Origin of the sequence: Bifidobacterium thermophilum, from assembly GCF_037482445.1 — a bacterium.
GTDB classification, from domain to species: domain Bacteria; phylum Actinomycetota; class Actinomycetes; order Actinomycetales; family Bifidobacteriaceae; genus Bifidobacterium; species Bifidobacterium thermophilum_B.
In genome coordinates this window covers 279,685-303,945 of the sequence record NZ_JBBHLY010000001.1, presented here as the reverse complement: position 1 = coordinate 303,945, position 24,261 = coordinate 279,685, and the positions used below count along the sequence as shown (strand labels likewise).

At 62.2% G+C, this 24,261-nt stretch carries 21 protein-coding genes and 3 tRNA genes; 17 read left to right on the top strand and 7 right to left on the bottom strand.

Annotated elements, in window-relative coordinates; translation table 11 throughout:
• Positions 1–36 precede the first annotated feature (36 nt).
• Positions 37–1,428: a mannose-6-phosphate isomerase, class I gene (gene manA / locus WD012_RS01205; RefSeq protein ID WP_339561980.1), complete on the top strand. Its 1,392-nt coding sequence runs from the start codon at positions 37–39 to the stop codon at positions 1,426–1,428.
• 79 nt (positions 1,429–1,507) lie between these two features.
• Here manA and serC read toward each other — a convergent pair whose 3' ends face one another.
• Positions 1,508–2,650: a phosphoserine transaminase gene (gene serC, locus WD012_RS01200; protein WP_339561979.1), complete on the bottom strand. Its 1,143-nt coding sequence runs from the start codon at positions 2,648–2,650 to the stop codon at positions 1,508–1,510.
• A 432-nt stretch (positions 2,651–3,082) separates the two neighbouring features.
• On the opposite strand from serC, the gene WD012_RS01195 reads away from it, so the two are divergent.
• The 3 genes from WD012_RS01195 to WD012_RS01185 all read left to right on the top strand — a co-directional run bounded on the left by WD012_RS01195 (position 3,083) and on the right by WD012_RS01185 (position 6,139).
• On the top strand, positions 3,083–4,009 hold the full coding sequence (locus WD012_RS01195) for a CHAP domain-containing protein (RefSeq protein WP_339561978.1): 927 nt from the start codon (positions 3,083–3,085) through the stop codon (positions 4,007–4,009).
• Between the two features lie 166 nt (positions 4,010–4,175).
• A complete protein-coding gene (locus tag WD012_RS01190; RefSeq protein WP_339561977.1) occupies positions 4,176–4,928 on the top strand; it encodes a C40 family peptidase in 753 nt (250 codons plus the stop codon).
• Positions 4,929–5,098: 170 nt separating this feature from the next.
• The gene (locus WD012_RS01185) at positions 5,099–6,139 is read left to right on the top strand and encodes a universal stress protein (protein WP_339561976.1); all 1,041 of its coding nucleotides are present in this window, start codon (positions 5,099–5,101) and stop codon (positions 6,137–6,139) included.
• 144 nt (positions 6,140–6,283) lie between these two features.
• On the opposite strand, the gene WD012_RS01180 is transcribed toward WD012_RS01185, so the two are convergent.
• Positions 6,284–6,697 (bottom strand): OsmC family protein, encoded by a 414-nt coding sequence (locus WD012_RS01180; RefSeq protein WP_339561975.1) that lies wholly within the window; start codon positions 6,695–6,697, stop codon positions 6,284–6,286.
• Positions 6,698–6,974: 277 nt separating this feature from the next.
• Between WD012_RS01180 and WD012_RS01175 the strand changes: the two genes are divergently transcribed.
• The 3 genes from WD012_RS01175 (at position 6,975) to WD012_RS01165 (ending at position 9,131) form a co-directional block, all read left to right on the top strand.
• The gene (locus WD012_RS01175; RefSeq protein WP_339562098.1) at positions 6,975–7,775 is read left to right on the top strand and encodes a thymidylate synthase; all 801 of its coding nucleotides are present in this window, start codon (positions 6,975–6,977) and stop codon (positions 7,773–7,775) included.
• A gap of 49 nt (positions 7,776–7,824) precedes the next feature.
• Positions 7,825–8,511, top strand: coding sequence for a dihydrofolate reductase (locus tag WD012_RS01170; RefSeq protein WP_339561974.1), 687 nt, complete (start codon positions 7,825–7,827; stop codon positions 8,509–8,511).
• Between the two features lie 86 nt (positions 8,512–8,597).
• Positions 8,598–9,131, top strand: coding sequence for a low molecular weight protein-tyrosine-phosphatase (locus WD012_RS01165; protein ID WP_339561973.1), 534 nt, complete (start codon positions 8,598–8,600; stop codon positions 9,129–9,131).
• A gap of 295 nt (positions 9,132–9,426) precedes the next feature.
• Here WD012_RS01165 and WD012_RS01160 read toward each other — a convergent pair.
• From WD012_RS01160 to WD012_RS01150, 3 genes are all read right to left on the bottom strand, one after another.
• A tRNA-Glu gene (locus WD012_RS01160) sits at positions 9,427–9,498 on the bottom strand.
• Between the two features lie 134 nt (positions 9,499–9,632).
• On the bottom strand, positions 9,633–10,469 hold the full coding sequence (gene trmB, locus WD012_RS01155) for a tRNA (guanosine(46)-N7)-methyltransferase TrmB (RefSeq protein WP_339561972.1): 837 nt from the start codon (positions 10,467–10,469) through the stop codon (positions 9,633–9,635).
• Positions 10,470–10,507: 38 nt separating this feature from the next.
• A complete protein-coding gene (locus WD012_RS01150) occupies positions 10,508–12,394 on the bottom strand; it encodes a glycoside hydrolase family 13 protein (RefSeq protein ID WP_339561971.1) in 1,887 nt (628 codons plus the stop codon).
• Positions 12,395–12,548: 154 nt separating this feature from the next.
• Here WD012_RS01150 and WD012_RS01145 point away from each other — a divergent pair, with 154 nt between their 5' ends.
• The 6 genes from WD012_RS01145 (at position 12,549) to WD012_RS01120 (ending at position 15,922) form a co-directional block, all read left to right on the top strand.
• Positions 12,549–13,286 carry a hypothetical protein gene (locus tag WD012_RS01145; RefSeq protein WP_339561970.1) on the top strand — a complete coding sequence of 246 codons (738 nt, stop codon included), beginning with the start codon at positions 12,549–12,551 and terminating at the stop codon, positions 13,284–13,286.
• Complete coding sequence (locus WD012_RS01140; RefSeq protein WP_339561969.1) at positions 13,244–13,615, top strand: hypothetical protein; 372 nt, start codon at positions 13,244–13,246, stop codon at positions 13,613–13,615. Before WD012_RS01145 ends, WD012_RS01140 begins: the two co-directional genes overlap by 43 nt.
• Positions 13,616–13,743: 128 nt before the next feature.
• Positions 13,744–13,817: transfer RNA gene (locus WD012_RS01135), tRNA-Asp, on the top strand.
• Positions 13,818–13,863: 46 nt separating this feature from the next.
• Positions 13,864–13,936, top strand: a tRNA-Phe gene (locus tag WD012_RS01130).
• A 709-nt stretch (positions 13,937–14,645) separates the two neighbouring features.
• Positions 14,646–15,383 carry a hypothetical protein gene (locus WD012_RS01125; protein ID WP_339561968.1) on the top strand — a complete coding sequence of 246 codons (738 nt, stop codon included), beginning with the start codon at positions 14,646–14,648 and terminating at the stop codon, positions 15,381–15,383.
• A 185-nt stretch (positions 15,384–15,568) separates the two neighbouring features.
• Entirely contained in the window at positions 15,569–15,922 is a 354-nt protein-coding gene (locus WD012_RS01120; protein WP_339561967.1) for a hypothetical protein, read from the top strand.
• Between the two features lie 118 nt (positions 15,923–16,040).
• On the opposite strand, the gene WD012_RS01115 is transcribed toward WD012_RS01120, so the two are convergent.
• A complete protein-coding gene (locus tag WD012_RS01115) occupies positions 16,041–17,258 on the bottom strand; it encodes a helix-turn-helix transcriptional regulator (RefSeq protein ID WP_339561966.1) in 1,218 nt (405 codons plus the stop codon).
• 282 nt (positions 17,259–17,540) lie between these two features.
• On the opposite strand from WD012_RS01115, the gene fucO reads away from it, so the two are divergent.
• Complete coding sequence (fucO, locus tag WD012_RS01110) at positions 17,541–18,692, top strand: lactaldehyde reductase (protein ID WP_339561965.1); 1,152 nt, start codon at positions 17,541–17,543, stop codon at positions 18,690–18,692.
• 185 nt (positions 18,693–18,877) lie between these two features.
• Here the strand turns inward: fucO and WD012_RS01105 are convergent, their stop codons facing one another.
• Positions 18,878–19,864 (bottom strand): glycosyltransferase family 2 protein, encoded by a 987-nt coding sequence (locus tag WD012_RS01105; protein WP_339561964.1) that lies wholly within the window; start codon positions 19,862–19,864, stop codon positions 18,878–18,880.
• A 104-nt stretch (positions 19,865–19,968) separates the two neighbouring features.
• Between WD012_RS01105 and WD012_RS01100 the strand changes: the two genes are divergently transcribed.
• The 3 genes from WD012_RS01100 to dacB all read left to right on the top strand — a co-directional run bounded on the left by WD012_RS01100 (position 19,969) and on the right by dacB (position 24,258).
• Entirely contained in the window at positions 19,969–21,453 is a 1,485-nt protein-coding gene (locus WD012_RS01100) for an AI-2E family transporter (protein ID WP_339561963.1), read from the top strand.
• Positions 21,453–22,679: a glycosyltransferase family 2 protein gene (locus WD012_RS01095; protein ID WP_339561962.1), complete on the top strand. Its 1,227-nt coding sequence runs from the start codon at positions 21,453–21,455 to the stop codon at positions 22,677–22,679. Before WD012_RS01100 ends, WD012_RS01095 begins: the two co-directional genes overlap by 1 nt.
• Before the next feature lie 127 nt (positions 22,680–22,806).
• Positions 22,807–24,258, top strand: coding sequence for a D-alanyl-D-alanine carboxypeptidase/D-alanyl-D-alanine endopeptidase (dacB, locus tag WD012_RS01090; protein WP_339561961.1), 1,452 nt, complete (start codon positions 22,807–22,809; stop codon positions 24,256–24,258).
• Positions 24,259–24,261 lie beyond the last annotated feature (3 nt).

The following is a 24,261-nucleotide window of genomic DNA, read 5'->3' as shown; positions in this document are numbered from 1 at the left end:
AGGTATTGTTCGCCGCAAGAAAGGGGCGCCACAGCCGTGTACGTGATACGTCCGGTCCCCAAACGCTATGTGTGGGGGTCGTATACCCGCTTGCAATCCCTGTTCTGCGCAGAGCTCCTGTCGACGGCCGGCGGATCGGACGGCCCGCTCGCGGAAATGTGGTTCAGCGGGCACCCCCAGTCGCCTTCCCGGCTCATTGCGCCGGACGGGTCGCAGACCACGGTGCTTCAGGCGGTCCGCGAACGGCCGGAATACATGCTCGGCAGGCGATGCTCGGAACAGTTCGGCCCTGAACTGCCGTTCCTGTTCAAGATCATCGCGGCGCGCATCCCGCTGTCGTTGCAGGTGCATCCCGTGGACTTCGAGGCGCGCGCCGGGTTCAACGCCCAGAACGCCCTGGGCATCGCCCAGGACGCCCCGGAACGTTCCTTCCACGACGCCGAGGCGAAAAGCGAGATGGTTGTCGCGCTGGAACCGTTCGAGGCGAGTGTGGGGTTCAGCCCGATCTCGGTCATGCTGCGCAACCTGAGTATGGTGGCCCACCCGCTGGCGGCCCGCATGGTCGAGGCGCTTACGGAACGGACGATGCGCATCGGCCAGACACCCGAGGGCTTCGAACCGGCCGACGCGATGATGCCGGTCTCATCCATGGTCTGGCCGGATTCCCGGCGTCGCATCTTCCGCGCATTCCATACGGCGATCACCGCAGGTCCGGTCGACGGGCTCGAATCGCAGCTACGGTACGCCTCATTGCGGGTGAGCGACCCCGTCGCCCGTCGCGCGTTCCATCATGCGCTCGCCGCTGCGGCGGCATTCCCCGGCGATCCGAGCGTGCTCACCCTGCTCATGCTCAACCCGGTGTCCTTGCAGGAGGGGGAGTCGGTGTTCATCCCGGCGGGCACCCCTCACGCGTATATCCATGGCATGGCGGCGGAGATCATGAATAATTCCGACAACGTGCTCAGGGCGGGTATGACGGTCAAGCACAAGGATATTCCCCGGCTGCTGCACACGCTCAACTGCCAGCCGGGGGCGCCGGTCGACCCGGCTGACGCCCGGTTCGGCGATATGGCCACGCAAGATGGCAATCTGATTGTCTACACGCCCCATATCGACCAGTTCATGCTCGCCTACGGGCATACCGGTGCGACGGCGACGGCCTGGCCGGTGATGGACCGTGTGCACCGGCGTTACGGCATCCTGTTGCGCCAGCTGACGTTGGGGCGCATCGACCAGGGGCGGTACAAGCCGAGAATCGTGCTGTGCACAAGCGGGGCCGTCCGCTGCTCCAGTGAAGCGGACGGCCGTGAACTATCAGCCGGCCAGGCGGTGTTCGTGCCTGCCGCCGAGGGGTGGGTGAGCGTGGAGCCTGCGGCCGGCGCCCGGACTGACGGCGGGTCGTTCCTGGTGGCGACGACCCAGGTGTGAATGCCGTACAACAACACGCCGGTTACGTCTACAACGAGGTGGGCGTAACCGGCGTGGGAAGCGGAGCCTGCCTGCCTGTTTACAGGTGCTCGACGACGTAGTCGACGCAGTGCGTCAGCGCCACGATATCCGCGGGCTCGACCGAGGGGAACACGCCGATGCGCAGCTGGTTGCGCCCCAGCTTGCGATACCCGCCGGTGTCCACGATACCGTTGTCACGCAGGATCTGGATGACCTGCTTGGCGTTGATGGCATCGTCAAGGTCGATGGTCACCGTGGCCGTGGACCGCGCGTCAGGGTCCTCGACGAACGGCTTGGCGTACGTGCTGCGCTCCGCCCACTGGTAGAGCAGGGAGGCGGATTTCGAGCACCGTGCGTTCGCCCATGCCAGGCCGCCGTTATCGTTGAGCCAGCGGATCTGGTTTTCCAGCATGATGAGCGTGGCCACGGCAGGGGTGTTCAGGGTCTGGTCCTTGCGCGAGTTCTCGATCGCCGACTTGAGGGACAGGAACGCGGGGATCCAGCGTCGTGCGCCTTCCAGCTTCGTGCTTTCCTCAAGCGCGAAGGCGCGTTCGATGGCCGCGGGGGAGAGGATGGCGATCCACAGGCCGCCGTCGGAGCCGAAGGCCTTCTGCGGGGAGAAGTAATAGGCGTCGGTCTGGGAGATATCGACCGGCAGGACGCCGGCGCCGCTGGTCGCGTCCACGAGCATGATGGCGCCTTGCTCTGCGCTGCCGGCGATGCGTTTGACCGGCGCGGCGACGCCGGTGGACGTCTCGTTGTGGGCCCAGCAGTAGGTGTCCACGTATTCGGTGAGCTCCGGGATGCGGTAGGTGCCCGGCTGAGAGCGGAACACTTCGGGCTGTTCGAGGAACGGGGTGCGCTCGGCTTCGATGGCGAATTTCTCGCTGAACGACCCGTACACGCCGAAGGCGGCCTTGCGGGTGATCAGCGAAGCGCAGGCCGTATCCCAGAACGCGGTGGCCCCGCCGTTGCCGAGCACCACTTCGTAGCCGTCCGGGATGTCGAAGAACTGTGCAAGCCCCTCGCGGATGGAACCGACGAGCTGCTTGATCGGCGTCTGGCGGTGGGACGTGCCCAGCAGCGTGGTGGCGCCGGCATCAAGCGCCTGCACCTGCTCCGGGCGGATTTTGCTCGGGCCGGAACCGAAACGACCGTCCCGAGGCAGCATGGATTCGGGGATTGTCACTGTATTGCTCATGCTTGCTAGGGTAGCCAACACGGTGGATTGTCGGGGAAGGCCGTGCGCATCGTGGTCATTCGGCCTTCGCCGCGGCACGGCGGGCAACACGCCGTCGGCTGCCGGGGGCGTCGGGTCCGGTGACAGGCGTGAAGAGGCAAGTATTCCACGGCCGGCGCCGGGGTGGGCCGGCTGCCCGCCTGCGGGTGGCAATCGATTGACATGTTGCATTTCGGACATATCGGGTTGTATCGTGGGATGGTATCGAGCCGGTTCGGCACGCATGGCAGACAGTCGCGGCATCGCCGCGCATCGCGCATGGCGTGCGCCATGGTGTCTGTTATGTGTCATGGCGTCCTTCCGGCACTATGGGATGATGCCTCGGCATCGCCGGATGCACGGCTTTGACGATACCGGGCGACAATACCGGACGACAGCAAGGAGCACACGGGTATGGGACATGCGGCACACAAGGCGACGCGTTCGCGGCATCGCTTCAGTGTCTCCGGCGTCTTTTCGCAACCGTCCCGCGGCGCTCATGCAGCCCATGCGGCACGTGCCGATGCCGGCGCGTCCGCTGCCATTGCCATCGATCCGGCGTTGGCGGCGAAGCTCGACGAGGTGGCGCCGCTCACCCGCCGTGCGATCCGCGAGTCCGCGCGTGCCGCACGTCGTAAAACGCGTTTCATGACTTCGGGGTCTGTTGTCGCTTTGGCGGGTGCCGCGGCCGCGGCCATCAGCCTCAGCGATATGGAGGCCGTCACGTCGGTGGCGTCGGGAGCCTCGACGGTCCAGCAGGTCGACCAGACAGGCACAGGAAGCGCCGTTTCGCGCTCCCAGCAGCGTTCGTCCTTGGAGACGACCGGCCAGACCAGTTCGGGCAACTGGTCGTTGGGGTCGTCCAATTCCGATCTTGATGTCTCGCAGATGTCGCAGACCACCGTGTCCAATCCGGTGGTGGCCAAGCTGGTCGAAAGCGACAAGGGGCTGCTGCCTTCCGGCTTCGATCCGAACCATGCCACCGGCGACAGCGGCAATCAGTATTCGTTCAGCCAGTGCACGTGGTGGGCGTATGTGCGCCGTCAGCAGCTGGGATTGCCGGTCGGCTCGCATATGGGTGACGGTGCGCAGTGGGCGGCATCGGCGAGGAAGCTGGGCTACTGGGTGGATTCCACGCCGCGGCATGCCGGCGATATCATCGTCTTCCAGCGTGGACAGTACGGTTCGAGCACGGTGTACGGTCATGTCGCCATCGTCGAGCAGATCAACGACGACGGGTCGATCGTGACCTCGGAGTGCGGTGCCGCGTTGCAGGGCAGGACGGTTTCGCGCACGTTCACCGCCGACCAGGCGGCACAGCTGCAGTTCATCCACTACTGATTCCGCCCGACAGGCGGGCGTGTCTCGACGCCTCGGCGATGCATCCGGCGTGTCTGTACGGATGGCGCCGTTCGATCCCCGTTCGATCCCGGCAATCTCAGGTTCTTGTAAGTTTCACATGGTAGAGTGCCGACTGATGATGAAATTAGGTAGATCTCTTACAGCGATGGTCGCAGTAGCAGCCGCGTGTGTGTCGTTGGCGGCGACTGCCTCATCAGCGTCCGCACAATCCTCGACGTCCGCGACGGCGATTACGTCGTCACGCTCGTTCCCGAAGACCACAACCGTGAAGAAGAATCTGCTCGCTGAATCAACGTCGACCAGCGTGGACTCCAACACTAATTGGGGTGGCATCGAATCGTTGAATCCGCCGCAGACCAAGTCGACCGCCGAGAAGGAGGCCGAAGCGAAGGCCGCTGCCGAGAAGGCCGCGGCTGAAGCCGCCGCCCAGGCGGCGGCGCAAGCCCAGCAGCAGGCGGCGAGCCGTTCCGCGAGCCGAAGCAGCCTGAACAGCTCGTCTTCGAGCTCCAGCTCCTCGTCCACCGCGACGGTCAATCCACCGGATAGCGCGACGGCGAACGCCTTGGTGGCCTACGCCGCCCAGTTCGTCGGCGTGGCGCCGTACGTCTACGGCGGCAACACCCCGGCGGGGTGGGATTGCTCCGGTTTCGTGCAGTATGTGTACGCGCAGGTCGGCATCAGCCTTCCCCATTCGTCAGGCGGGCAGGCGGCCGTCGGCACGGCGGTGCCGTCCCTGTCCGAGGCACAGCCGGGCGATATCATCGCGAACGGTACGCACGCGGCCATCTACGTCGGTAACGGCATGGTGGTCAACGCGCTGAACAAGAGGGCGGGCACCGTGTACACGCCGGTCGCCTACGCGTTCGACAGCGCCTACTCCATCCGCCGCCTGTTGTAACGACGGCCGGTCTTCCCCGAACATTGGCATGTGAAGCGCCCGAAAGGGCGCTTCACATGTTTTCCGGGCGATTTTCACGCGACACCTCATTGGAACATGCGTGTCGGTGGAGTAAGGTGAAGAGTAGGGACGGCGTACTGCTGCGTCGCCTATCAATGAAGGAGGTCGTCATGATCAACGACAAGGCAATCCTCGTCGGCGTGGATGGATCCCATGCAAGCTACAAGGCCACATGGTGGGCCGCGAACTATGCGAAGCATGCGGGGCTGACCCTGCAAATCGTATGCGCATACTCACTGCCGAGCTATGCGGCCGTATCATTCGATGCCACATACACCGCCATGGGCGATGACAACGCCGCGCATAACGACGCGCAGGAAATCCTGTCCAAGGCAAAGGCCATCGCCGACGAGCAGGGCGTGAAGGCGGCGACACTGATCGTCACCGGCGACCCGGCATCGGTGTTCGTCGAGCTGTCGCGCAACTACAATCTCATCGTCATCGGCAACCGTGGCAAGGGAGGCCTTGCCGAGCGGCTGCTGGGCACCACGAGCTCCTCGCTGCCCGCCTACGCGTACTGCCCGATCGTCGTCGTGCCGTACACCGACGACGAAGGCAACCTCATGCACTTGAACAACCAGATCACGCGTGTCGCCGTCGGTTCGGACGAATCCAAGTGGGGGCTCAAGGCCCTGCAGATCGCCGCCGATTTCGCGGCGAGCTGGAACGCGCAGCTCGATGTGATCTCCGCCGTGCCGAATGTCAAGGGCGCCGCGGAGGACGAGGGCGTCATGGACTCCTACATGGAAGACCTTGCCGTGCGCATCAAGCCGATCGAGGAGGCGCATCCCGACCTTGAGATCCACAAGTCGATCGTGCCGGGCAATGCGGTCGATACCCTCACCAAGGCGAGCTACGACCATGACGTCGTCGTTGTCGGGTCGCGCGGCCGTGGCGGATTCACCGGTCTGCTGCTCGGGTCGACCAGCCAGGGGCTGCTCCAGCACGCGGTCAGCCCGGTGTACGTGGTGCCGCGCAAGTACGTGGAGGCTGCGGAATCCAGGCTCGATACCGTGCCGGGCTCCCCGGCGGAAGTGCCGACCAAGCCGATCGACGATATCTCCGGTGTCGAAGCCGTGCAGGTGCCTACGGCGGGTGCCGAGCAGGCCAGCGCCATCGAGTCGAAGATCGACCCGGAGCACAAGGAGTAGGGGTTCGGGCGTCCGGCAACGCGCCGAAGCCCGGCTCCGTATACGGTGATGCCGCCATCCGCAAGTTACGGATGGCGGCATCACCGTGTTGTAGTTTCGTGTCGTAGTTTGCGGTACGCCTGTCGCCGCGTGTATTCGCTGTGATTACTTGCGCACCGTGACGTTCACGCGCACCGGCGTCTCCTGGCGGTAGGTGTGGGCGACCGTGCAGCCCTTCTCGATATGACGGGCGACGCGCTCCTTGAGCTTGGCCGCATCCTCCTCGCCCAGATCGGCGGATGTCGCGTCTACGTTCACCTGCTCCTCGAACGCCGTATAGGAATCGGTCTCGGGGTCGTACGTGCCGTCGACGAGGATCCTGGCGCCCGAACCCTCACCCAGCGTGTTCTCGACCGGGAACTGGCTGGACAGCGCCGCGCAGCCCGCAAGAGCGACCTTCATCAGGTCGCCCGGCGTGAACAGGCCCTTGCCCTTGCCGAACTTGAGATGCGCGCCATCCTCGCTGAACGCGTCCCATGAACCATCCTTGTTGCGTTCCACCCAGAGCCTTTTGCCCATGTTGTGCCTCCTGGAGTTGCGGGCGCGCCTGTCGCGCCGACGCTTACAGCCTAGCCCAAGTACCTGCCCGCTGTCCGCTCACAGCGGGATTCGTGGACCGGGTGGTGCGTACGGCGGTGTCACACGCCGTCGGTGGTGTTGCCACGCTTGAATTCCGCGCTACGGCTCTGAGCTGAAATCAGCGGGTCGCTGCTAGCATGGGGGCATGCCTTTGACCGCCGAACAGCTTGCCGATATCCGCACCCGTATCCCGGAACGCCCGCAGACGGACATTCCCATGCCCTACGAGGATCTGGTGCGCAGGATCCTCAAGGAGGGGACGCTGAAATCAGACCGCACCGGCACGGGTACGATTTCGCTGTTCGGTCAGCAGATGCGCTTCGATCTGAGCAAGTATTTCCCGCTGCTCACCACCAAGACCGTGTTCTTCCGCGGCATCGCCTACGAGCTGCTGTGGTTCCTCAAGGGTTCCACCAACGTGCGTTGGCTTCAGGAGCACAACGTGCATATCTGGGACGAGTGGGCCGACGAGAACGGCGACCTCGGCCCCGTGTATGGCGCCCAATGGCGTAGCTGGCCGGCGCCGACACCCCAGGACCCGAACCGCACCATCGACCAGATCTCCAACGTGCTTGACCTGATCCGCAACCATCCGGATTCCCGCCGCATGGTCGTCAGCGCTTGGAATCCGGCCGAGGTCGAGCATATGGCCCTGCCGCCGTGCCATGCGCTGTTCCAGTTCTATGTGGCGGACGGGCGCCTGAGCTGCCAGCTGTACCAGCGCAGCTGCGACATGTTCCTCGGCGTGCCGTTCAACATCGCGTCCTATTCGCTGCTCACCATGATGATCGCGCAGCAGACCGATTTGGAACCCGGTGAATTCGTGTGGACCGGCGGAGACTGCCACGTGTACGACAACCATATCGACCAGGTGCTCGAACAGTTGTCCCGCACCCCGTACCCGTACCCGCAGATGGAGATCCGCAAGGCGGATTCGCTGTTCGATTACACGTATGACGACTTCAAAGTGATCGGATATAAGCATCATCCGACCATCAAGGCGCCGGTTGCCGTCTGAAGCATCGTCTACACTTATCCCAGTCCATTGAGTTCAAGGAGTTTATGAAATGGGGTATGACAGTAGCCAAAGCGGCTATCACGAACGCAAGCCCGGTATGGCCGGGCTGGACGACACCGAGGATTGGGGTGATGATTTCCCCAAGACCTTCACGGTGAATCTGATTTGGGCACAGGCGCGCGACAACGAGGGACGCGAAGGTGCCATCGGTTTCCAAGGCGGCATGCCGTGGCATTTGGCCGAAGATATGAAACGGTTCAAGGAACTGACCGTTTCCCACCCGGTCATCATGGGACGCAGGACGTGGGAATCGCTTGACCCGAAGTTCCGCCCGCTGCCGAACCGCGACAACATCGTCGTGTCGCACAACAGCAAGTATGCAGCGCCCGGGGCCACCGTGGTCGAGAACCTTGACGACGCCTTCGACCTGGCACGCCAGGAGGCGATTCCCGACGACGGCCTCGACCGCAGCGAGATCTGGGTGATCGGCGGTGCACAGATATTCCGCGAGGCGCTGCCGTTCGCCAAACAGGTGTTCGTGACGCGTATCCGCGCGACGGTGGATGCGGACACGTATGCGCCGGACATGGAGGAGCTCGCCGCGACCGGCCTGTGGAAGCTCGCCGATGTGACGCCGTGGATGCTGCCGAAGCACCCGGAGAGCGGCATCCGCGAATACCGCTTCGAAACGTACCGTAAGATCGACGGCGAGACGGAAGACGATGAGGCGTTGTGATTCGTTGCCGCGGACTGCCATGAGCGGTCCGCGCTCTTCGGCTCGTATCGATTCGCACATCAATCAATCGTGAAAGGGGCTGCCGCATGGCCGCTACGCAATCATCCCAGGACCCGCGCTACACGGTGATGACCGTGTGCACCGGCAACATCTGCCGCTCGCCGATGGCGGAGATCATCCTGCGCGAACGGTTCAACGAGCGTGGGCTCTCCGACCGGGTGCGGGTCATGTCCAGCGGTGTCAGCGACGAGGAGTATGGGCATCCGATCGACCCCCGCGCGGTCGTGGTGCTGCGTGAGCGCGGCTATGAGATTCCGGCGCATCATTTCGCGCATCGCATCACGCGGCAGGAAATCAACGACAGCGACCTGTTCCTGCCGATGACCGCCTCGCATATGCGCGCGCTGGTCCGGCTGCTGCCGCCTGCCAAGCGTGCCGAAGTGCATATGTACCGCAGCTTCGACCCCAACCTGCCGAAGCCGCCGGCGGGGCGCGAGGACCGGATCGACCTGGTTGACCCGTGGTATGGCGGGCCCGAGGACTTCAATATCGCCATCGACCAGATCGAGCAGGTCGCCCCGTACATCGTCGACTGGGTGAGCGGGCAGATCGGTCAGTGAACCCCGTGAATGCGGCCTGCAAGCAACCGGGGTGCTGATGCGGACCCAAGACGGCGCCGAGCGACCAAACCGGCCATGTATTCCGGTCTTGCCGATGCCGCCAAAGCGGATGCTCTCTTTTCCAAACTGGTTACGCCGAACCTTCCCGGCGTAACCAGTTTGTGCTATTGCGGGAAAACAGACCATGGCAGGATGGAGGTATCTGTCAGTGACTGGGCGCATCGCGGCAGTTGCACGTAACAGTTGCATCATCGCAAAAACAAGAACCCGCCGTTTCCGGCGGGTTCTTCATTCGTACCCCCTGAGAGAGTCGAACTCTCGTTGTCAGATTGAAAGTCTGGTGTCCTAACCGTTAGACGAAGGGGGCGTCAAACAACTTAGCTATGATAAACACAAAGCCAGAAGAATGCAACATCGCGTCCTTCGGCGTGTCGTTTTTGTTCCGATCTGCGTGACGTCGAAGGACGCGATGCCGGCCCGTGTTGCCGGTGCCCGATGCGATCAGACGGTCTGATACGCGAAATCGTGGATGACGCGGCCGGCGTCCAGACCTTTCTTCTCGAAGTTCGTCAGCACCCGCCCCTCGAAACGGCTTGATTCCGTGAAATCCGCATGCGGCATGTCCTGCGCGAGGTCGGCATTGCCTTTGCCCACGTGTCCGGTCGGCAGACTGACGGTCAGACCGCCGGTGTTGCGGAAATCCGTGCGGCCATCCATCACCTCATGCACATGCAGCGCATAATCCTCGATATCCGTGGCTATCCGCCACATGCCGCCGGGGACCAGCGCCCGGTGGATGGCCTCGGCCAGGGCCGGCTGGACGATCCGACGCTTATGATGCTTCATCTTGGGCCAGGGGTCGGGGAAGAAGGTCCACACCTCGCTCACGGTCGCGGCATCGGCCTTCGCGAACAGTTCCGGCGCATTGATCTGTGCGATCCGCAGATTGCCCAGCTGCCGCTTGCCGGCGCGCAGCATGGTGTGGGCGACACCGGGATCATAGACTTCAAGCGCCAGATAGTTGGTTTCCGGGTGCTGCGCGGCGGCCGCGACGATATTCTCGCCCTGCCCGGTGCCGATTTCAATGACCAGCGGATGGTCGTTGCCCCACGTGTCGCGAATCCACCCGGACGTGAGCCGCCAGTCGTCACGCACATCCAGTGACCCCTCTGCGGCGTTCAACGGCAGCAGGTACGTGCCGGCATATGTGTCCCAGGCGCGCTGCAGTCGTGCGTCAAGCTTGCCTGAACGGCGAACGAACGACAGCACCTTGTGCTCGTGCCGGACCGGTCGGGCTTCACCGGCCGTCTGTGTGGATTGCTCTTCAGATTCGTGCATGGTTCCTTTATACCGGCCGGTACCGGACACGCGCGATGCTACCAGCGCGGCACCTCGAGACCACCCAGACGCCAGACGCCATATCCGGCGTCGGGAAGAGTGAACAGTGCCCCGTTGCCACCGGGTTTCACGCTTCCCTGACCTGCAACCAGCTGCGGATCGGCATTGCCCAGCAACTTACGTGTGACATGCACCTGTTGCCCGCCCTGTCGCGCCGCGACGACGAGCAGACGGTCCGTCGCATCCTCACGCAGATAGGCGACCACGTCCGCTTGCACGCCGACCCAGCGCAGGCCGCCGTGCGTGAGTGCGCTCGATGTCTTGCGCAAGGCCAGCAGTTCACGATAACGGGTCATGGTCGCGCTATGGGTGTCCTCGGGGGCGTCCCAGTCTATCGGGGTGCGGCTTTCCTCGCCGGTGATGCCGGTGGAGTCCCGTTCGTCGCCGGCGAATACCATCGGCACGCCGGGGTAGGTCATCATGATGCCGAGCGCCGCATGGGCCACTTGCGGGCTCTGCGTGAGCGTCAGGATGCGTGCGCTGTCATGGCTGTCGATGAGATTCCACTGGGATTCGGCGACTTTCCAAGGAATCTGGGCGAGCAGCTCTCGCATGGTGTCGACCATCGCCTTGCCGTCACGCCGCGGGAAGGTCTCATCGAAACCGAAACGCCTGACATGACTGTGCGGGTCGGCGACCCACATCCACAGCGGGTGGGAGAACGCGGCATAGTTCATGACGCCCTGCCAGCCGTCGCCCGCCAGATCGCGCGTGGCGTCCGGCATGTATTCGGCGATCAACGTGCCGTTACCGCCGGTCGATTCGTCAATGGTGGCCCGGATGGTCGTGGCGACGGCGTGGTTCTCGTCCATCGCCATCCAACGGCCCGTCTGGTTGGCCACGTCGATACGCCAGCCGTCCAGGCCGTCCTCGCCGCCAAGCCACTGTCCTGCGCTGCTGGATGCCCCGCGAATCATGCGGTCGACCAGCTTGCGCGAAGCCCAGTTGAGTTTCGGCAGTGATTTGATGCCCATCCATGCCACATAATCGTCCGGGTACCGGTTCCACAGGTAATAGTCGCGTTCCTCGCTGTCGGGGTCGTGCAACGCCCGCTGGAACCATTCATGGCTGGAACCGGTGTGGTTCAGCGTCAGGTCACCCATGATACGCATGCCGCGGGCATGGCATGCGCGAGCAAGTGAGTGCAGCGCCTCGTCGCCGCCGAGCAGCGGGTCGATATGGTCGAAGGTCGAAGCGTCGTACCGGTGGACGGAACGCGCCGGGAAGCATGGTGTGAGGTAGACGGTGGTGAAGCCGAGGTCGTGGATGTAGTCGAGATGCTCCTCGATGCCCTTGAGGTCGCCGCCGTACCATTGGCGGCCGGTTTCCATGCCATAGGCGAGCGGTTTGGCCGACCACGCGGTCGGATGCGCCCAATCGGGGGCCTGCCGGGTGGAGGATTGCTCTGAACGTGCGAAACGGTCAGGGAAGATCTGGTATGTCGCACCTTCCCGGTTCCATGCGGGGGATGGGGTGAACGTGGTGATACGGAAGTCGAAGACGTCGCTGACCTCGCGGCTGAATACGCCGAGCGCGTTAAGCCAGTTGAAACCGCCGTCGCGCAACAGGGCGAAGCGGTATTGGGTGACGGGGTTGTGGACAGGCAGCGGCGCCTCATACCAGGTCTCGGCGTCGGTGCTCGCAATGGGCTGGGCGTCCTCGATATGCATCTCGTCGTCGGTGAGCGAGTGGAGTTTCACGCCGGTGTACGGGCTTGACGCGGGGATACGCACGCGTACGCGTATCGTCTCGCCCAGCCGCGGCGTGGGGTTGGACACATACAATGCCGAGCCATCATGGTGGGGGAGTGCCGGGATGGTCCCGTCACAGGGCTGGTATGCTTCCTGCGCTGCCATGGTCATCATATGCGCCTTTCGTCGTGCGAACGTTCGCGATTCATCCCCTTGCGCCGTTGCGCGGCTTTTCGGGGCAAGCTACGGTGATGATACAACGACGATGATGACGTTTGCAGGGCGTGGCGGATTGGGAGGAGACCGGGCTTGCGGGTAGAATACAACCATGAGTGATTATGAAGACCCGGCGCAGACGCCGTCCTCAGGGGATGCCCAGCAGCACGATTTTTCCGGCGCGATCGATTCGCCGTCCGGTATGCAACCGGATGAGCCGGCGGCATCGATGCCGACCCAGCCGATCCCGCCCATCACCGTGCCGGAAGTTCCCACGGTGTCCACGGCGAATACCGATTGGGCGGCTGACGGGGAGCCGACCGCAGCCATGCCCGCGGCCCAGCCGACTGACACATATGTGCCTTACGATGCGCAGCCCACGCAGGTGTTTACGCCGGCTGGCGTATACGACCACCAGGCGCAGCAGCCGGGCGGGGACCGGAATCAAGGCGCGCAGCCTGGACGGCCCGGTCAGTACGACCCGTATGCCGGGCAATCGGAGCCGTATGGGCAGCCTAACCAGTACGACCAGCCTGATCAGTATGGTCAGCCCGAATATGGGCAATACACGCAGCAGCAGCCCGCCCCGGAGCGGCAGCCGGGCGGCGGATACCAGCAATACCAGTATGGGCAAGCCCCCGGGTATGGTTCGCCGGCAGGGTATGCGGTCCCGCCGCAGGGGGCCTACCCGTATTCGAACCCCACTGATTCGTGGAACGTGCTGACCATCATCGGTTTCGTGTTCGCGTTCTTCAACCCCATGCTGGGCCTGATTTTCTCGATTATCGGCCTGGTGATGGTCCGCAAGTGGGGCAGAAAAGCCGCGGATTGGCGATCGCGGGCATTGTGATCAGCGCGGTCACCGTCGTGCTGGTCATCGTATTGGCGGTTTCCGCGGTTTCCGCCCTTAAATCCATGACTTCGGGCAGCACCGGTTTCTCCAGCCCGAGCGGCTCGAGCAGTCTGGGCCAGTGCACGGGGAGCGGATGCGACTACCTGCGCGAATATGGCTTGGATGGCAATGATACGGACGGCTGGAGCGATGACAGCCTGTATGGTTACGGCAGTGATTCCGGCGACGGCTACGGTGACACGGGCGATTACAGCGACCTTCAAAACAGTGACGGCGTTTCATACCTGGATGTCACGATGGCAGGGCAGCCTGTACTGATTTGCTGAAAACCTACAGATTGCAATGGTTTTGCGTTGCCCCCGTAAAAACGACACGCCGAAGCGCGCGCCCGATTTGCGTGGCGGGCAGATCTGAGTAATATAAACACTCGGCTGCTCCACGGAGCAAACGCCACGGCCTCGTAGCTCAGTTGGTTAGAGCGCCGCCCTGTCACGGCGGAGGTCACCGGTTCAAGTCCGGCCGAGGTCGCGAATGGTAAGAAACCCGGTTCATCCGGGTTTTTTTAACCGTCCATGGCTCTGTAGCTCAGTTGGTAGAGCGAGCGACTGAAAATCGCTAGGTCAGCGGATCGATCCCGCTCGGAGCCACAAAAACCCCGATTCCGTATGGAACCGGGGTTTTCTCATTTCCGTGGCGTTGGTGGCAGCCTGGGTTATAGGCCAAAATGCGTGTCTGGTGGTGGACCGGTTGGGGGTGCCCGCGGTCTGGCGGTGTGTGCCGGTCGTTATCCTCTACAAACTGTCTACGCTGGGAGGGCTGTTAGCGTCGCCGGTTTGTGGAGTTTCGAGGGAATTCGTATCTGCCTGTTGTGTGATTGTGTGGTCGCATGACGGGTGGGTATCGTCGGGATTCTTGATTGGATCGGCTATACCCGTCCGTTGTGTGATTGTGTGGTCGCACGACGGCGTGATACGCGCCCGTATCCTGGATTCAGATGGCGTTTCTTCCTGTATTGCGATTGTGCAGTTGCACAGCAGACAGATACCACCATAAGCCGTGACCACAAGCGCAGAAGTCGCCGGCTGCCGGCTAGCGGTTCAGTCAGTGGTTCGGCAGGCATGCAGGTTCACAATCTCCGCTGCATGGGCATCGGGGTTCGTTCTTTCTGCGGTCAGTGCGTTATGGACTCTGAATACGCGGAATATCGCCATGTTCTTGATGTGCGGCAACAGGAATCCCAGGCGTCAACGAAGTTGTTCATATTTTTCGCCTCGGCGTGTCGCGGTGATGAAATGGATATCAGACGCGGCGGCAAGAACTGCCGTCTGCAAGAACCAAACGAGAAGGGAGCATGACATGAGCAAGAACAACGACACCATGAACGAAAACGTTACCAGCAATACCAACGACAATCTGGAACCGAAATGGGACGCCGAGGATTTCATCACCCTGCGCAAGGGCATGAGCGCCGATGACATCCATGCGGCCTTCGAGGGTGAGCTTGCCGGATTCGGTGATTTTCATCTGCCGGTACAGGTGTGTGATTTCCGCGCATCCACGTCCAGGAACGGACAGCAGATCGTGTACTCATTTCGGGGCGACCAGTGGGAGCCTGCGGACGTGTGGTCTCCCGGAGATGCTCGCGTCTTCGAGCAGTATGCCGAAATTCGCCTTGCGGTAAAATTCCGGATCGATGATTCCACAAACGAACCCGGAATGGAGCTTGACAAGCGCGAGTGTTTCGGAGACGGACTGCTGCTCGCGGACGATGCTTCGACGCACAGAATGCTGCGCACCGGCATTGACGATTCGTCGGAAGGAGTATACGGCTTGGTGGTCACGCCATTGAATGCCATTATTCCGATCACTGATGACGCCGTCATCAGGTTCCGTTCGATTGCCAACGGTCGTTGGAATTGCATCGATATCTTTTTTGGGGTGCAGTGGCGTCATCGGCATCGCAAGTACGCGATGTTCTATCGCAACGACAAGAAAGACGAGCCGTTGATCTGGGAGAGCATCGAGCTCTACGAGAAGCAGCTGCGGATGCTCATCGACACCGGAGTGAACCCGAAAATCGCGCTGGCCAACTAGCGGCAGGCACGGCCGCCGTGGCTTGTGGTGTCCTTGTGATGGACCAGTCACAAGCCGCGGAATACTGCAACACACCATACGCATAACACACCACTACGTAGAACCATCAATCAGATTCGCCGCTGACCGGGTATCGGCGGCACTCATGGAAGGGGATACCCATGGTAACTCACGACACTCAAGCAATGGCGGAACAAACACGCCTCGATGCAAAGCAGGAAGCTTTCGCCGAGCCGACTGTGCTTCCAGCTGAACCGGATTTCTTTGATTTCGGGGCTGGCGGTGACCGGCACGGATGCGACTGGGATGAGTCGATCTGCGATGAGACGGCTACGCACTACACGCACTGCATATGCGGCGATCCGGATTGCGAGTCGGACCACATCCAGTATTACTGTGACCGTCATTACGCTTTGACGCTTGCGATCAAGCTGGATCATCTGCGTGAATGCGAAGGGTATGAACATGACGAGCCATGCGAGGACAATCGCGTGGTCACGCTCATGCACATCTCCGATTTCGGTCCGCTGACCGTCTGAAAGTGGGCGTGCCTCGAGCCTCGGTGCGGTGCCGACAGGGGCGAAACGGGAAAGCCGGTTTCCGATGCGTTCTGCTGATTGAGGAAGCACCGGAAACCAGCTGGAATGGAAGACGACGTCACTCGTCGCTGTAACGCCGTGTCAGCAGCAAGCCGGCTCGCAGGAGTTCATCACGCACCGATTGCGGGGATTCGACCCGGACATCGGAGAGTGCGTACTGCAACGCCCACCAGATAATACCCAGTTTGGGACTGCGCACGCTGACCCGGTAGTGGAATGTCTCGATTCCCTCTTGGCTGTCATCGGGGTCAAAGGGCCCGTTGACACGTTCGACCTTGGGATCATCGAACCATTCGTACACATTGGTGAGCATGCCCGGCCCGACGCTCATGACCACGTCGACCAGCGTGCCCATGGTCATGTGGGGACGTTGCCTGGCGAATGCGACCGCATCGAATCGGGGCGCACCGGTCAGTGCCCGGGGCAATCCGTTTTCGTCCCAAGTGCCGGCAGGCACGGTGATCCGCGTACCGGTGACTCGCAGGTTACGGATGCGGTCGACCGCGAAACAGAACAGGTTGGTGTGATTCTCATTCTGGTCGGTGTCTTGGGGAATCGGCTGGTTGTGGAAGTGCCCGAGCAGATAGTATCCGCCCTTCTTGTACACCATGTTGTACGGGTCGAACACATAGCGTCTCGGCTTGCCGGTCCGGTGGTCCAGCCGCTTGACCAGTGTGCCGTGCTCGTCATAGTCGCAGTATGAGAAATCGACGGCCAGCTGGCTGTTCATGGCTTCGGTGATCTTCTCGACCGTGGTGAGGAATTCCCCGTTGATGTGCTCGTAGCCATCAATGGAGATGTCAGGCAGATCCTTGGACGGGGTACTACCGCCGGCAAGCTGATACAGGCCGGAGATGACTCCTTGGAGTTCCTCCGGATCAATCCGCGAGAGCATCAGGCTGTCTTCGAGCAGACGCACTTCGGAAGGGGAGAGTACCGGTGCCATATACCAACGGCTGCTGTCGTTCTCTTCGCCGTCTGGCGTCTCGCCGTCGTCCGTACGTCGGACCTCACGGCCGAGGATGCGCGAGTATTCAAGGTATTGCAGCTGGTTGACCACGGTGTCCCTGGAAGGAGCCTTATAGAACGAGTTCTGGCGGTTATCCGCCTGGAGCAGATCGATGATGTCGTCAGGCGTCAGGGCGTGGTCGTCGCTGCTGTGCTTCCACAGTGTCGCGAATATGTCCATCAGTGGATTCGTGGCATGGGTATCACGTACTTCCAGTGAGGATTGCCAGTCGTCAGTGCTTCTGAAGATGTCATCAGATGTCGTCATTGTTTGTCCCTTCTCATGATGGTGTTTCTCCTCGTTGATGCCCCTCCTCAGTATGCCATGACGCCGCTACGGCACCATGACACCCAGCCCGCTACGGCACCATGACACCCAGCATGAAGCTGTCGGCATTCGAAGCCGGCAGTTGTATGTCGGCAGCCGTATGCCGGCGACCTGCAGCGCAGCACGCTGAGCCGCCATTCGTGTGTCCACTTCTGGATTGAGTACAATGGGCCTCGTCAATGGCGATCCCGCACGACGGGAACTGTTCGAAGGAGAACACACATGGTATACCGTATGATTTTCAATCAGACCGCATATTTTGGCCGTGGCGCGATTCGTGAGATACCTGTCGCCGCGAAGGCGCGTGGGTTCAAGAAGGCGTTCATCGTCACCGATCCGGTGCTGCTGGAAACCGGCACCGTGGCGAAAGTGACCGCGGTGCTTGACGAGGCCGGCATGCCGTATGAGATCTTCGACAACGTCAAGCCGAATCCTCCGGTCGAATGCATCCAGGACGGCGTGAGGAAATTCGCTTCCGCCGGAGCCGATTTCCTCATCGGTCTCGGCGGTGGCTCGCCGCAGGACACGTGCAAGGGCATCGGCATCGTCACCGCGAATCCGGAGTTCGCCGACGTATTGTCCCTGGAAGGCGTGGCGGATACGAAGAACCCGTCCGTCCCGATTTTCGGCGTGCCCACCACCGCCGGCACCGCGTCGGAAACGACCATCAACTATGTGATTACCGATACGGCGAACAAGCGCAAGTTTGTGGCGGTCGACCCGCATGACATCCCTGTCGTCGCCTTCGTCGACCCCAATCTGACCGACTCCATGCCGCGCGGGCTGAAAGTCGCCACCGGCCTGGACGCGTTGACTCACGCGATTGAAGGATTCATCACGCCCGGCGCATGGTCGCTGTCTGATTGTCTGTCCATGCAGACCATCCGTATGGTCGCGCAGAACCTCGCCAAGAGCGCCGACGGCGACAAGGCGGCGGGCGAGCAGATGGCGTACGCCAGCTATATCACCGGCATGGCCTACTCCAATGTCGGGCTCGGTCTCGTGCACGGCATGGCGCATCCGCTCGGCGGGCGGCTCGGGGTCGCCCATGGCGTGGCCAACGGCATTCTGCTCGCACCGGTCATGGAATACAACAAGGACTATACGGGCGAAAAGTACCGTGATATCGCGCAGGCCTTCGGCGTCGCGGACGCGATGACCGGCGATCTGGAGACCGTACGTGAGGAAGCGGTCCAGGCGGTGCACCAGTTGACCGTGGACCTGGGCAACCCGACCAGGATCTCGCAGGTCGGGGCGACCGAAGCCGATCTCAAGCCGCTCGCTCATGATGCGTTCCACGACGTGTGCACGCCGGGCAACCCGCGCAAGGCGACCGAAGAGGATATCCTCGCGATTTACACGTCCTTGATGTAACGCAAATCAGCACGTCGGCACGCGCCGCGCCAGACGAGGCCGCAACGAGAATCATCGTGTGACTGATTGTGGCTGATATACAAACTGGTTACGCTGGGCACAATCCCAGCGTAACCAGTTTGCATATATGGGCTGCGGAACCGGGGGTGCCGGCATGGCTACCCGCCGTGATCATGCCCGAGACGCTACCGGTCCGGCCCAGCAGCAGTCAGCGTCTCGGATGCAGCCTGCTTGCCGATGCCGGCCTCGTCGTCCGCAGCGCTCATATCGCCGGCATCTGCCGCATCCACGTCGGTTTCATCCTGCTCGTCACGTCTGGCGACATCGAACTGCTCCTTGAGCCACAGCCGTTCCGCCGGGTTGATATCCATGCGGTCCAGATACCGCTGGTACATCGGGTACAGGGTATGCATCCACGGGTAGAGCGCGTACAGCGTATGTTCCGGCTTGCGCTTGCGCCAATGATCCGGATGGGCGGCGAACGTGTTGCGGAAACGGTTCATATAATTGCGGAACGACGTGAACGACGTGTCCATGCGCCGCGCGGAAATGCCGCAGATCATGCGCTGGCAGTACACGGTTTTCATCGAGCGGCCAAGCAGATGCAGGGAAACGTCGATATCCTCGTGCATCACGTCCTCGCGGTCGCGGCACACCTCGTTCGCGATCTGGCGCCATGCGCTCGCGCGCAACGCCATATTCGACCCGAACAGCAGCACCTGGTCGCCGTCCGCGCGGTACATGTGCCGGCGGACGCTATCATCGCCGCGCAAACCCACGCGCTTGGCGGGCATATCGTAGTAGACGACCGGACCGGTCGCGCCCATCGCCTCGGGGTCCTCGGTGAAAATACCCGAGACCACTTCGACCCAGTCGGGCTTGAGCATGCAGTCGGCGTCCACGCGGCCCAGTACGTCGCCGGTGGCGTGGTTCAGCCCGTAGTTGCGTGTCGGGATGAGCCCCTGCTCCTCGTCCTGGTGCAGCAGACGGACCGGGGCGTCAGGATGTTCTTCCATGAACTGCTTGACAATGTCGACGGTCGCATCGGTGGACCGGTTGTCCACCACAATCACCTCATGGGGCATCACCGTTTGACGGGTTGCGTTCGTCAGACAGTCGGCGATGCGCTCCTCTTCGTTCCACGCGGGAATGACAATCGATACGGATAGCATGCTTCCTAGGATAGGCAAGGACGTCTACAGTGCCCTCGCAGTGCGGGTGCCACGCATGCCGGCAACTGTCGGCGCTTCGTGTCGCCTATGTAGAATGGGGAGCCATGAGCCAACAAGAGGAACCGCAAATCGATCTCGCCTCGGTCTTCCCGCAGAAAGGCGACCCCCGGCGCCCGCCGGAATGGTGGGGGCGTGGGCTCTTCTATGCCGCGATCGCCGTGTTTCTTGCGGTGTTCGTCTGGAAGTCGTGGGGCAAGGTCGACACCATCGTCCTTGACATCGTGGTGTCGGTGTTCATCGCGCTCGCCATCGAACCGCTGGTGATCAAGCTCATTCGCCATGGCTGGAAGCGTGGGGCGGCGTCCGCCGTCAGCCTTATCGGGGTATCCGTCATTGTGATTGCGTTGATGGTGTTGTTCGGCAATATGTTCGTCCAGCAAGTCATCTCCATGGTGCAAAGCGTGCCCGCCTATTACGAGCAGATCGCCGATTTCGTGTCCAAGCAGTTCGATTTCGAGCTGCCGCAGATGGAGAATCTCGGCAGCGAAGTGATGAAGAACCTCAAGACGTCATGGCTCACGGACGTCGCCGGGCAGGCCTATAACACGACCGTCGGCGTGTTCGGTTTCCTGTTCAACCTGCTGACCGTGCTTATGGTGACCTACTACGTTTCGGCCGCGGGGCCTCGTGTCCGACGCAGCATGTGCCAGTGGCTCGGACCGTCCACCCAGCGTCGTTTCCTGTTCGCGTGGACGGTAGTGCAGGACCAGATTTCCGGATTCCTGTTCTCCCGCACGATCCTTGCAGCCATCAACGCCACATGCACAGCGATTTTCCTTGATGTCATTCACGTGCCATACTGGCTGCCGCTGGCGCTGTTCTGCGGATTGACCGCGCAATTCGTGCCCACGATCGGTACGTATCTGGGCGGCGCCCTGCCGGTGATCTTCGCATGGGCGTCGCGCGGGCCCACCTATGCGGTGATTGTGGTCGTATTCATCGTCATCTACCAGCAGATCGAGAATCTGATTCTCTCCCCGAAGATTTCGCAGCGCACCATGGACCTGAACCCGGCGATCGCCTTCCTGTGCGTGCTGATCTTCGGTTCGCTGTTCGGCGCTCTCGGCGCGTTCCTCGCCTTGCCGATCACCGCCAGCCTGCAAGCGATCTTCCGTGCGTATACCAAGCGGTACGATTTGATTGATTCACCGCTGATGAACGATCCGGAACCGAAACGGAAGTCCAAGGTGGTCGAGGGGGCCGAAGCGTTCAACGAGCATGTCATCAAGCCGATGAGCCAGCGTATGCCCCGTGTGACACAAAGCTCCGGCTCGCATGTCCCGGTGGGCGAGGAATTGCGTGAACTCCAGGAACAGATATACCGTCAGACCACGGAAAGCGGCGGCGATGATGTCCCGACCGTAGCGATACCCAAGGGCGTTATCCCATCCGAGGCCAAACCGCTCAAAGGCACTGACGAAGCCGCGAACCGTGAAGGCGAGACCGGCGGTACCCAGGCTCACGAGACATCGCGCCGTGTGCAAGAACATGCTCCGGCTGACGACAATCCGAGAAAGAGGTGGCACTGATGGTCCTGCTGTCCGTCCTCGATATCCTGCTCATGATCATCGGCGGCGCCGGGCTGGTGTATCAGGCGATCTGCGTGGTCGCCTCACTGTTCGCCAAGCAGATCACCTTCCCGGACGCGCCGATGGACAAGCGGTACGCGGTGCTGATCTCCGCCCGCAACGAGGAAGCCGTCATCGGCAACCTCATCAATTCGATCCGCTCGCAGACCTACCCGTCACAGCTGGTGGACATCTGGCTGGTGGCCGACAATTGCACCGACAACACCGCCGGGCTGGTCCGCGGCATGGGATGCCATGTGGTCGAGCGGTTCAATACGGAACAGGTCGGCAAGGGCTACGCGTTGAGTTATCTGCTGGACCATATGATCAACGAGGGTGTCACCGACCAGTATGACGCGTTCTTCGTGTTCGACGCGGACAACCGGCTCGACAAGCATTACATCGAGGAGATGAACAAGGCGTTCCACGCCGGCTTCAAGATCCTCACCAGCTACCGCAATTCCGTCAACCTTGCCGATAACTGGGTTTCTTCGGGATCCGCCCTGTGGTTCATCCGCGAATCGCGGTTCCTCAACAACTCGCGTATGCTGTTCGGCTCGAGCTGCCATGTGGGCGGCACGGGATTCATGTTCTCCCAGGAGATCATGCGCCGCAACCGCGGCTGGAAGTTCCACCTGCTCACCGAGGATCTTGAATTCAGCATGGACTCAGTGCTGCACGGCGACCGGATCGGGTACTGCGGCACCGCGATCCTCTACGATGAGCAGCCGGTCACCTTCGGCCAGAGCTGGCGTCAGCGCCTGCGCTGGAGCAAGGGGTTCCTGCAGGTGTTCCGCTATTACGGCCCGGCGCTCATCAAACGCGCGGTGCGAGAACGCGATTTCTCCTGCATCGATTTCACGCTGGTGCTCTGCCCGTTCATGGTGCTCGGCATCGCCAGGTTCCTGCTGGGCTGCCTGTTCGCGGCCTGTGGCTTTGTCACATGGCAGAGCCAGTTGAACGCGGTCGGCGGATGGACCTACGGCATCGTGCTCGGCGTGCTGGCCATGATGGGGCTCGCCGCACTGACCTGTGTGGCCGAACGCGACCAGATCGGCGCCACCAACAAGGAGCTGTTCGCCTATGTGCTGAGCTTCCCGATCTACATGCTCAGCTACGTGCCGATCTCCTTCCAGGCGGTGTTCTCGAAAGCCGAATGGAAGCCGATCGAGCACCATGGGAAATAGCGGTTCGGGCGCGTCATGCAAACGTTTGACGTATCGTTCCCCGTCCGGCGCTAAGCTGTTGGACAAGTACCGCATGCCGGCCCCGACCGGCGTGCGTAGCCGTTTCGTTTGACGGAAGGAGCATGCCGTGGGGGCTCGGGTGGAGCTGAGCAGGCAACGACGGACCAGTACGGGTCGCGCAATCCGCGTCGCCGTATCGTCGGCGCTGACCGTCCTGCTGGTTGTCGGCTATGCCGTAGGCGACATCACGGACGTCTCCCCGGGGGTACTGACCTTGCGCAACGTGAGCAACCCGGCGTACGCGGCGCCCCTGGCCGCCCGCTCTGCGACGACGATTGCCGGCACCGCTGACCGGTCGAAGAGCATCGACGCCGCTGCCGCCCAACAGCTCATCGATACGTTTGCGGCAGACCCCAGCGTGGGAACCGACTTCTCCATCGTCATCGCCACGGCCGACGGTGAGGTCGCCGCCAGCCACGAGCCTGACACCCAGCGTGAGCCGGCCTCGACCATGAAAACCCTGACCTCGCTCGCCGCCGCATCCGTGCTGGACATGGGCTCCACGCTCGCAACCGGCACATACCTGGCACAGGCGGACGGGCAGACGGCAACCCTGTACCTCAAAGGCAGCGGCGATATGCTGCTGGGCTCCGGGGACAGCGATCCGAATCATGTCAACGGCCGGGCAGGGCTCGGGACCCTGGCGAAATCCACGGCGACGGCGCTCAGGCAGCGTGGGATAACATCGGTCGCCTTGCGCTACGACGACACCCTCTTCGCCGATCCGAGATACCCGGCGACCATCGCACAGAATAATCCGGACAATATGTACTACACCGCCGTTTCCTCGATGGCGGTGGATGGTGGACGCCAGTGGACGGCAGGCCAGCAGCATGACCCGGACCTGTTCACCAGCTATCCCTTGCTGTCCACGACCCCGGCGGCGGACGCCGCCACGACATTCGCGCAGCGCTTGGCAGAACAAGGCATCACCGTCAGCGGTTCGCCGGCGGCCGCGAGCATGCCCTCCGGACTGGGCGCACTGGCAACCGTGCAGTCCGCGACACTTGCCGAAATCATGGCGTTCACTCTGCGCCACTCCGACAACACGCTCGCCGAGGAGTTCGGAAGGCTGCTCGCCAACGCGACCGGTAACGAGAACAGCCCGACCGGGGCGACCACCGCGGTCAGACAGGAGCTTGACAAGCTCGGCGTTTCCACGTCCGGCCTCGTAATGGCCGACTGTTCTGGCCTGTCTGACGGCTCGCGCCTGACCGCCACCACGCTCGTGCAAGTCCAGGAGCGCAATCTCCGGGTCGGCGGGGCGGTCGCTGCAGCGGAAGGACTGTCGATTCCCGGACTGGTGGGCACGGCGAAATCCCGTCTCACCGACCAGACGGTCGCCGGGCAATTACGCGTGAAAACCGGCAGCCTCGAGAACGTCACGTCCATGGCGGGCAATGTGTCCCGCACCAACGGCGGGCTGTTGTCCTTCGCGGTGATCGTCAACAATCCGGCAAACCTGTATTCGGCGCGCATCGCGATCAACAAGTTCATGAGCGCGCTGGCAGGGCTCTAGGAA

Bases quoted from the DNA above. Each gene is read 5' to 3' on its own strand.
- fucO (WP_339561965.1), top strand. From the start codon at position 17,541: ATGGTATACCGTATGATTTTCAATCAGACCGCATATTTTGGCCGTGGC.
- WD012_RS01195 (WP_339561978.1), top strand. From the start codon at position 3,083: ATGGGACATGCGGCACACAAGGCGACGCGTTCGCGGCATCGCTTCAGT.
- WD012_RS01100 (WP_339561963.1), top strand. From the start codon at position 19,969: ATGAGCCAACAAGAGGAACCGCAAATCGATCTCGCCTCGGTCTTCCCG.
- WD012_RS01150 (WP_339561971.1), bottom strand. From the start codon at position 12,394: ATGATGACCATGGCAGCGCAGGAAGCATACCAGCCCTGTGACGGGACC.
- WD012_RS01180 (WP_339561975.1), bottom strand. From the start codon at position 6,697: ATGGGCAAAAGGCTCTGGGTGGAACGCAACAAGGATGGTTCATGGGAC.
- WD012_RS01105 (WP_339561964.1), bottom strand. From the start codon at position 19,864: ATGCTATCCGTATCGATTGTCATTCCCGCGTGGAACGAAGAGGAGCGC.
- WD012_RS01145 (WP_339561970.1), top strand. From the start codon at position 12,549: ATGAGTGATTATGAAGACCCGGCGCAGACGCCGTCCTCAGGGGATGCC.
- WD012_RS01120 (WP_339561967.1), top strand. From the start codon at position 15,569: ATGGCGGAACAAACACGCCTCGATGCAAAGCAGGAAGCTTTCGCCGAG.
- WD012_RS01095 (WP_339561962.1), top strand. From the start codon at position 21,453: ATGGTCCTGCTGTCCGTCCTCGATATCCTGCTCATGATCATCGGCGGC.
- WD012_RS01125 (WP_339561968.1), top strand. From the start codon at position 14,646: ATGAGCAAGAACAACGACACCATGAACGAAAACGTTACCAGCAATACC.
- WD012_RS01165 (WP_339561973.1), top strand. From the start codon at position 8,598: ATGGCCGCTACGCAATCATCCCAGGACCCGCGCTACACGGTGATGACC.
- WD012_RS01170 (WP_339561974.1), top strand. From the start codon at position 7,825: ATGGGGTATGACAGTAGCCAAAGCGGCTATCACGAACGCAAGCCCGGT.
- WD012_RS01185 (WP_339561976.1), top strand. From the start codon at position 5,099: ATGATCAACGACAAGGCAATCCTCGTCGGCGTGGATGGATCCCATGCA.
- trmB (WP_339561972.1), bottom strand. From the start codon at position 10,469: ATGCACGAATCTGAAGAGCAATCCACACAGACGGCCGGTGAAGCCCGA.
- WD012_RS01115 (WP_339561966.1), bottom strand. From the start codon at position 17,258: ATGACGACATCTGATGACATCTTCAGAAGCACTGACGACTGGCAATCC.
- serC (WP_339561979.1), bottom strand. From the start codon at position 2,650: ATGAGCAATACAGTGACAATCCCCGAATCCATGCTGCCTCGGGACGGT.
- WD012_RS01190 (WP_339561977.1), top strand. From the start codon at position 4,176: ATGGTCGCAGTAGCAGCCGCGTGTGTGTCGTTGGCGGCGACTGCCTCA.
- WD012_RS01175 (WP_339562098.1), top strand. From the start codon at position 6,975: ATGCCCTACGAGGATCTGGTGCGCAGGATCCTCAAGGAGGGGACGCTG.